A 3160-nucleotide genomic window follows, 5' to 3' on the forward strand; every position below is an offset into this window, starting at 1 on the left:
GGGAGACGAGGATCTTCACCGCGGTTTCGTTGCGGTTGATCAGGGTATCGAAGCCCTCGTCGATCAGCCCCTCAAGGCCGATCTTTCCCGTGATGAACGGGGCCAGATCGATCTTGCCGCTCTCCACGAGCGCGATCGTCGCCGGGTGCGAGTTGACGTACCCGATCGTGCCGCGCACATCGATTTCGCGCATCACCAGGCGGTGCATGTCGAAGGAGGCGGGCTTGCCCCAGATCGAGACGACGACCACGACGCCCGTTGCGCGCACCGCGTCGAGCAGGGTGTCGAACACGACCTGCACCGAGGTGCACTCGAATGCGACGTCCGCCCCCTGGCCGTCGGTGAGGCGGCGCACCTCCTCGGCAACGTTCACCTCGGCCGGGTTCAGGGCCACATCGGCGACGCCCGCGTCGAGGGCCTTGGTGCGGCGCAGCTCGCTCAGCTCGGAGATGATGACCCGCACGCCGATGGCCTTGAGCACCGCGGCGGTGAGCAGGCCGATGGGGCCAGCGCCGCCGATCAGGGCGGTCTGCCCGGCGACCGCGCCGGAGCGCTGCACCGCGTGGTAGGCGACGGACAGCGGCTCGATCAGGGCGGCCTGGTCCAGGGGCACGGCCGGGTCGATGCGGTGCACCCAGCGCCGGGCGACGACGACGTTCTCGGCGAGCCCGCCGCCGCGGCCGCCCAGGCCGATGAAGTTCATGTTCGGCGAGAGGTGGTAGTCCTGGCTCTCGGGCCCGGTGTGCACGTCGTCCCCGATAATGTAGGGCTCGACGACCACGTGGTCGCCGACGGCGAGGTCGGTGACGCCCTCGCCGAGCTCCGCCACGACGCCGGAGAACTCATGGCCGAGGGTGACGGGGGCGCTCTCGCCCGAGATGGGGTGCGGGTGTCCGGCCGCCGGCACAAAGATCGGGCCGTCGAGGTACTCGTGCAGGTCGGTGCCGCAGATGCCGCACCAGGCGACGTCGATGCGGACGGTGCCCGCGTCGAGGCTCTGGGGGGCGATGTCCTCGATACGGATGTCGCCGCGGTCGTAGAAGCGCGCTGCCTTCATGTGATTCACCTTTCGTGGGGAGGCCGATCGAATCGGCGGTCGTCACCCTCCACGGTGCACACGCTTCGAGGCCGTCCGTCGCGAATCCCGATCGGGGGTCGCGGCCGAGGTCCGGCTGGTGTTCTGGGCGATCGCCGCAGTGCGAAGGGTGCCCGCCAAGTCTACTCCTGTTCAGGGGTTTTTGCGCGTCGCGCACGCCCGGGCGGGCCGCGTGCCTGGCCGGGGCTCAGCGCGCCATCGGGCGGAGAGAATCCGGCAGGGGGAAGGGCAGGGTGTACTCCTCGACCGAGGCGGTGACATCGCCCCAGTCCTCGGTCTTGACCCGGATGTGCTCGGGGGAGAGGTCAACCAGCCGCACGCGCACCCAGGAATCATCGGCACGGCGCAGCTCGAAGGGCTCAGCGAGATAGCCCAGGCCGGTGTCCTCGAGGAGCTGCTCGGCGGTGAACCAGTCGACCGCGTCGCTCCGTCGCCGACCGAGCAGGTCGATGACGACGAAGCCCTCGTCCTCCGGCAGGATCCAGCCGATGCGTTCGCCGTCTTCGCGGCGGTGTTCGATCCAGTCGGGGTGCGTCATGCCTGCGAGGCTAGCAGGGCGCCGGGTCAGGGGCGCGGTGTGAACAGCCGCTCCAGGACGATCGAGCCATCGGGAAAGCGGGGGAGGAGCACCCAGGCAAGCAGGTAGGTGCCGATGCCGATCACCGGCAGGAGGCAGGCGACGATGGTCAGCAGCCGAACCGCGGTGGGATTCCAGCCGAACTTTGCGGCGATGCCGCCGCAGACGCCGCCGAGGACCCGGCTGGGTCCGCGCGAGATCGGCGAACGGCGGAGCGTGTCGAAGAAGGTGTACGTGGCCAAGGGGTCCTCCGGGTGTGCTGGGCTCTGGTGTGGCGCAGGGGATGCAGCGGTGGTGCGGCAGCCCTGCCCCTCCAGCGTAGGGAGCCCGCCCGGCAATCACGCCTCATTTCGCGCAGATTCAGGGGTGACTCGGGGTCGCCTCAGGGTCGAATCAGGGTCGCCCCGGGGTCACCGCTCGGTGGCCCCGGGGCGGCGGGAGCGCCGACTACTGGTACCGGTAGAAGCCCTCGCCCGTGGCCACGCCGAGCTTGCCCTGGTCGATGTAGTCCTCCTTGAGGATCTTCGCGAAGGCCTGCTGCGTCTCGTCGCCCATCATCGAGACGTTGTAGGCGGTCGTGAGTCCGATGATGTCAAAGATCTGCATCGGGCCCTGTGGCGCGCCCGTGCCGATGCGCCAGGTCTTGTCGATCGTCTCGGGGTCCGCGATGCCCTCGGCAATGAGCCCGCCAGCCGCCTGCAGCAGCGGCACGAGCAGCGAGTTCAGGACGTAGCCCGCCTTCTCCTTCTTCATCGCGATGGGCACCATGCCGATGTCCTCGGCAAAACGCACCACCCGGTCGTACACCTCCGGGTCGGTCTGCGCGGTGCCCATGATCTCGGCGGTGTTCATCGCCCAGATCCGATTCGCGAAGTGCAGGGCGAGGAAGCGGTCGGGTCGCCCGGTTGCCGCCATCAGATCGCTCGGCAGGAGGGTGGACGAGTTCGTGGCGAAGACGGTGTGCTCCGGGGCGACGGCGGCGAGCTTCTCATAGGTGCTCTGCTTGATCGCGGGGTTCTCCGGCACGGCCTCGATCACGAGGTCGGCCTCCGCAACGGCGTCCGCGAGGTCGGCGCTCAGCCGGATACGGTCGAATGCCTCCTGCGCCTTCCCGCCCGCGGCGCCCTCGACCTCGGCCTCATAGGTGTTGATCAGCCCGAGGAAGCGCTCCTTCGCGGCGGCCAAGGCCTCCTCGGAGATGTCATAGGCGACGACGGGGTGGCCGTGATAGGCGGTCTGGAAGGCGATCTGCGAGCCGAGAACGCCCGTCCCCAGCACGGTGATGTTGGTGAGTTCAGTCATGGTGTGCCTCATTTCCTGTGGCCGGGGCGCCGGGCCGGGTGGGCCCGATCACGCGATTCCGGACGAGAAGACCCGCCGCGAGCAGGGTCGCCTGCTCGCCGAGGGTGGTCATGATGCGCGCTTCGTCGAGCGCGTGGGGCACCGCCTGCACGAGCAGGAGGTGCAGGGACGCGAACAGCGCCTCC

General features: G+C 69.2%; 5 protein-coding genes. All 5 read right to left on the reverse strand.

All coding sequences use genetic code 11. The features are described 5' to 3' along the window. Positions 1-1057: 2,3-butanediol dehydrogenase (locus tag OOT08_RS15265; RefSeq protein WP_325093700.1), on the reverse strand; the 1057-nt coding region annotated here is incomplete at its 3' end. Between the two features lie 226 nt (positions 1058-1283). After that, a complete protein-coding gene (locus OOT08_RS15270; RefSeq protein ID WP_325093702.1) occupies positions 1284-1634 on the reverse strand; it encodes a hypothetical protein in 351 nt (116 codons plus the stop codon). Positions 1635-1660: 26 nt separating this feature from the next. Further along, on the reverse strand, positions 1661-1915 hold the full coding sequence (locus OOT08_RS15275; protein ID WP_325093703.1) for a PspC domain-containing protein: 255 nt from the start codon (positions 1913-1915) through the stop codon (positions 1661-1663). A gap of 205 nt (positions 1916-2120) precedes the next feature. Next, positions 2121-2975, reverse strand: a complete 855-nt coding sequence (locus OOT08_RS15280; RefSeq protein WP_325093704.1) for a 3-hydroxyacyl-CoA dehydrogenase — start codon at positions 2973-2975, stop codon at positions 2121-2123. After that, positions 2968-3160: hypothetical protein (locus tag OOT08_RS15285; protein ID WP_325093705.1), on the reverse strand; the 193-nt coding region annotated here is incomplete at its 5' end. The genes OOT08_RS15285 and OOT08_RS15280, both read right to left, overlap by 8 nt.

The sequence above is a fragment of the Leucobacter sp. M11 genome, assembly GCF_035726885.1.
In the GTDB taxonomy this organism is placed as follows: Bacteria; Actinomycetota; Actinomycetes; order Actinomycetales; family Microbacteriaceae; genus JAPFRB01.